Source organism: Leucobacter sp. 7(1) (assembly GCF_900163635.1).
Taxonomy (GTDB): domain Bacteria; phylum Actinomycetota; class Actinomycetes; order Actinomycetales; family Microbacteriaceae; genus Leucobacter.
Genome location: NZ_FUID01000087.1, coordinates 1 through 4,858, shown reverse-complemented (window position 1 = coordinate 4,858; position 4,858 = coordinate 1). Strand labels below are relative to the sequence as shown.

Below are 4,858 nucleotides of genomic sequence, written 5' to 3'. Positions count from 1 at the left end.
CCGGATGGACAATCACCCAACACGACGCCGGGGACGTGACCTGGACCGACCCGACAGGACGAAAGTATCTAGACCGGCCACCAAGCCGGGTGAGGTTTGTACCCGTCATCGAACCACCCGAGGACACGTTCAATAATCAGATGCCACCTGGCAAATCTGGGATAGGCAGGAGCTGGTCGGAAACGCCCGTGAATCCGGGAGTGGCCGAGAGTCCCAGATATTCCGAGCCATCTACCTTGTTACAGGACCCACAGGACTTACAAGACCCCGAGGCGCACCCGTTCTAGCAGCCCATGAGAATCGGGCCGGAGGCAACATTTTTCCTGCGGGCCGAACCTAGTGGAATCAGCCGCCTGAGGATGAAGCGCTCTACCCCGGTTAGGCATGAGAGCGTTGGCCCCGGCACAGACATCCCCGTTCTGGAGGATTGAACTGTGCTGGGGTCTCTGCTTGCAGATGTCCGAGCGGTGCCGCGCCAAGCTCGGGTCGCGCTTCGAAAAGTCTGAGTTCACCAAGAACGACTCATCACAAGTTTGGCCCTCTCAGGTGACTGAGATTCCAATGCCTTTGCAGGCTATTCTCGCCGACTCGACAGCTTGGCGTTCCACAGCCGGACCCACCAAAATCTCCCACCCCGGAACCCCTTGCGCGAGAGCGTGGTCCCCCGGAGCGGGCCCCGCAGAGCCGGGCACCCCAGAGCCGGGCACCCCAGAGTCTGCTACTCGCAGACCCTGGAATCTCACACGCCAGGTGCACCTATTCCGGATATCCGCAGTCTCGGCACCCGCCACCTCATACATGCCCGAACTCTGATATCGAAGAAGAGATCGCCCGACGCCCAGGTAGTCGACGCGGAAGCGCTCAGCATTTCTTTCCCGACACCCGAGCCCCCGAGCTTGCGGTATTCAGTATTCCGAATGTCGAAGTGCTGGCAGTGGAACGCTTCCGCGTCATTGCGGTGCGGTGCTGTGCTATGCCGCGCTGCGCTGCGCAGCGCTGTGCTGTGTTGTGCTGCGCTGCGCGATGCCTGGCCTTGCTTGCGCCTTCCAGAGCATTCGCTTGTGTCGTGATGCGCGGCTCCGCGCTACCTATGACTCCATGATCTGATCGAGTTCGTCACGAGAGGCGATCAGTTCCTGGCGGCGCCAAGACACGAGCAGGGCCGGGTCGCCAAGCATGACCGCGGTGGAGCCCGGAAGGAACTCCTCGCCCATGGCGTGAAGCATCGCTTCGGCGCGTTCCAGCGGTGAGGTGCGTGTGGTGAAAGACGCCATCAGGGCCTTGGCGGTTCGCTCTGGATTATCCCGCTCAAACCATTGATTGTTCTTCGCGGCGAGCCAGCACAGCGCTGCGGCGAGGTTCGTGTCCTTGATGCGTCCGCGGAAACTGCCCGGGTCGATGCGTGCGAGACGCTCGAGAATTCGAGAAGCGACCGTGACAAGCTCAGGATTGCGGAAGAGTTTTCCTCCCTCGTCTGTGATCAGTGTGGCCACCGCGCGCACACGGTCGTGCACCTCAGGCTGAATACCCGTCAGGGTGAGCGGCTCGAGCGGGAGCGGTCTTGTGTCAAGGGCCTTGAGTTCCTCCAGCGATCCAACTTCCGCGATGAGGGAACCAGCGAAGTTAGCCACAAAGGAGTCCAAGGGTTGCCCGGTGGCCTCATCGAAGAGGGCACGGAGCTCATCAGGAAGCGCCCCGGATGGTGCCGACTCGGCAATGAGGCTGAGGTAGGCAGGCACAAAATGTACGAGCGCTTGCACGGCCTGTGCTGTGGCCTCTTCCGGGAGTCCAGCCCGCCCATTCGCCCAGGGAATCAACATGATGAGTGCTTCTGGGAGTGAGCCCAGGTGCTCCGGATCCGCCATCACCTTTCGGGGATAGAGATCCATGAGGATCTGCTCCACGACCTGAGGCCCCCAGCGCAGCGGATCTCCGCAACCGTAGTTTGCATTGAACTCCAGCAGGAGTCGTGCGTGATCGTGCAGAGCCTGATCGGCCGTCACCTCAGGCGTTGCCGAGAGGAACTCCGCGAGCAAGGCATCCAGCTCCTCGGGTACCCACTCGCGCCGCTCATAGCCCACTCCGCTTTCAGGGAGCAGTCGCAGTGTCCACTCGAGAAGCGGGCGGTGCAGGGGCCAGTCCGGGTCGTCGATTTCGGGGTTCGGTACTGTGGAGTCGTGCATCGCGAGCGCTTCGCGGGTGCGGGCACCCGCGTCAGCGAGCGACAGGTCCGCGATGCTGGTGGTTTGATCTGCGGCTGCAGCGAGGTCAGCGAGGAGTACGTCGATTGGTGCGTCGAGCGGATATGCCGATTGCAGCGTGGGCAGGCCGAGCAGGCTGATCGGAATGGCAATTGTGAAAACCTGCTCACCCAGGGCCAACTCGACGAACAGCGTTTCTTCTGCCCCATACACGTCACCGGCAACTGAAGCCCGGACGGGGCGCAACTCTGTGAGCCTGCCCAACCACTCGGGTTTGGTGGTGGGAGAAAGGCCGATTCCGCAGCGCCGCCGTAGTACCTCGTCGTTGAGCATCTCCGTCCAGACCCGGAGCACAGCGTCGAATTCAGTGCTTCGGTGCTCGCCGAACATATGGATCAGCTCGAGGAGGGTGGTTCTTGGTTCGGGAATGCCCACCAGATGCCCAAGTGGAACGGGGGTCGCGGATGACGCGAGGACGCTTGCAAGCGTCAGCAGCGGTAGGGGTGACGGCTCAGCCAGTGCGCTGGCAAGGTCGCGGAGCAGAGGCGGCGGTGGGGGTGGGCCGGATGCTGTCATGTGGCCAGGGTACCGGCCGCCGGAGAAAGTGTGCCGAGTTATCCACAGGCACCTACGGCACCCGGCGCAACCACGCTTCCGTGTTGAACTTCTGCTGGACGAGCAACTCGGCGGCATCCCACTCGCCCTCAGTCACCTCGCCATCGGTGCCGCCGTGCCGGCGCTTGAACACCTCGATCATCTTCTCGATGATCGCCTCGCGGGTGAGCCCCGTTTGGCTGCGCAGGGGGTCAACGCGCTTCTGCGCGCTCGTGGTGCCCTTGTCGGAGAGCTTCTCCCGCCCGATGCGCAGTACCTCGGTCATTGCTCCGGCATCCATGTCATAGGCCATTGTGACGTGGTGGAGCACCGCCCCGGACCCGAGGCGTTTCTGCGCGGCCCCACCGATCTTCCCGTGTGGACTCGTGATGTCGTTGAGCGGCTTGTACTGCGCGTTGATCCCGAGCGATTGCAACGCCTCGAGCACCCACTCGTCGAGATACGCGTAGGAATCTGCGAAGCTCATGCCACGCACCAGCTCGCCCGGAACATACAGCGCGTAGGTGATGCTCGCTGCGGGTTCCATATACATCGCCCCGCCGCCCGAGATTCGGCGCACGATCTGGGCACCGTGTGCGGCGGCCTGTTCCTCGTCGACCTCGTTCCGTACTGACTGGAAGCTCCCGATCACGACGGCGGGTTCATTCCACTCCCAGATGCGCAGCGTGGGGCCGCGCAGGCCCTCACCGACCGCGGTCGTGAGCACCTCGTCGAGCGCTGCGTTCATCATGGGGGTGACGGGCGGCTCGTGCAGAATCTGCCAGTCGTAGTCACGCCAGTGCGCGGCGCCAGTGATGGCGCGCCGGATCGCGATGCCCACCGAATCGGGGGTGAACCCGAGCAGGTGAACTTCACTCGGAAGCGCCTGCTGGATCGCCTCCCCGAACTCCTCGATAGTGCCGTTGGGGCTGAGTCCCTCAACGGCCTCATTGATGCAGCCGAGTGCGTCGTCAGGCTCGAGAAAAAAGTCGCCCGAGAGTCGGAAATCACTGATCCGGCCGTCGAGCACGTCGAAGTCGACAACGACGAGCTTGCCGCCGGGTACCTTATATTCGCCGTGCATGGTCATACTCTCAGAGTACGCCCCCGGCGCGGTTTCGGGGAGAGCAGATGGTGGTTTCAACAGGCGTCGGATCTAAGAACTCAAGCAATCGCGGGGTCACACTTGTGGCCGCGATCTCGGCGGGCCAATCGAGCGGCTCGCGGCCCGGGCGGGCGAGCACCACAAACGACTCGCGCTCGATGTCGCTATCGCCGCCGTGACCCCCCGCGTCAACGTGGCCGTGGTCACTCGTCACGGCGAGCAGCCAGTCGTCACCACTCTCCGCGGCGAGGCGCTCGATCTCGGCCGTGAGGCGGGCGAGGTGCGCGTCGAGCCGAGCGAGAGCTGCCGTGTACTCCGGGGAAAGCGGGCCGTGCAGGTGTCCGGATTCATCGGCGTCGCACAGGTACGTGAAGCACACGTCTGGGGTGTCGTAGCGCAGCGCCCAGAGTGAGTGTTCGACGATTTCTGCGTCGAACGGGACGTACCCACGTGTCTCTCCGTCCCGGATTACCACGCGGTGCTGCCCGGCGCGGTGCTGCTCGGCGCGCTCGTGGATGACGGGTCCAAATCCTGCGGGATCGACGAGGGGCGGCCAACTCGCCGCGGCGAAAGTCACGCGGCGCTGATCCGCGTAAAACGCTCGGCTGAGCAGATCCGGGTATCGGCTGAGCTGCGAGCCCATGAACTGGTTATCGGTGACGCCGTGCTCGGCGATCGTGGCACCCGTGAGGATTGTCGCCCAGCTCGGGCCCGAAAGTGTGGGGGTGGCAACGACCATGCGGTGGCGGCTGCCCGCGGCGGCGAGACGCGCCAGCGTCGGCATGAGACCCGCGTCGATCGCGCGGTCCACGCGGAGGCCGTCGAGACCCACGAGCAGGATCCGGCGGCGAGGTCCGGGGCCGGCAGCAGAGGGACCTGAGTGCGCGGAGGGAAATGAGGCGGGAAGTGAGATCACGGGGAACTCCTGCGGTGAGGGGAGGGGAGCGGCGTCGAAGGG

3 protein-coding genes are annotated in these 4,858 nt (G+C 64.0%); all 3 read right to left on the bottom strand.

The window, feature by feature from the left end; all coding sequences use genetic code 11:
* Positions 1-1,088: 1,088 nt before the first annotated feature.
* Complete coding sequence (locus FM113_RS15945; protein WP_140393392.1) at positions 1,089-2,777, bottom strand: hypothetical protein; 1,689 nt, start codon at positions 2,775-2,777, stop codon at positions 1,089-1,091.
* A gap of 52 nt (positions 2,778-2,829) precedes the next feature.
* Positions 2,830-3,879, bottom strand: coding sequence for a biotin/lipoate A/B protein ligase family protein (locus FM113_RS15940; protein WP_087015825.1), 1,050 nt, complete (start codon positions 3,877-3,879; stop codon positions 2,830-2,832).
* A gap of 10 nt (positions 3,880-3,889) precedes the next feature.
* The coding region (locus FM113_RS15935; protein ID WP_087015823.1) for an alkaline phosphatase family protein at positions 3,890-4,858 on the bottom strand (969 nt) is incomplete at its 5' end.

What these genes read in the sequence shown, in the direction of transcription:
- FM113_RS15945 (WP_140393392.1), bottom strand. Translation starts at nt 2,777, where the DNA reads ATGACAGCATCCGGCCCACCCCCACCGCCGCCTCTGCTCCGCGACCTT.
- FM113_RS15940 (WP_087015825.1), bottom strand. Translation starts at nt 3,879, where the DNA reads ATGCACGGCGAATATAAGGTACCCGGCGGCAAGCTCGTCGTTGTCGAC.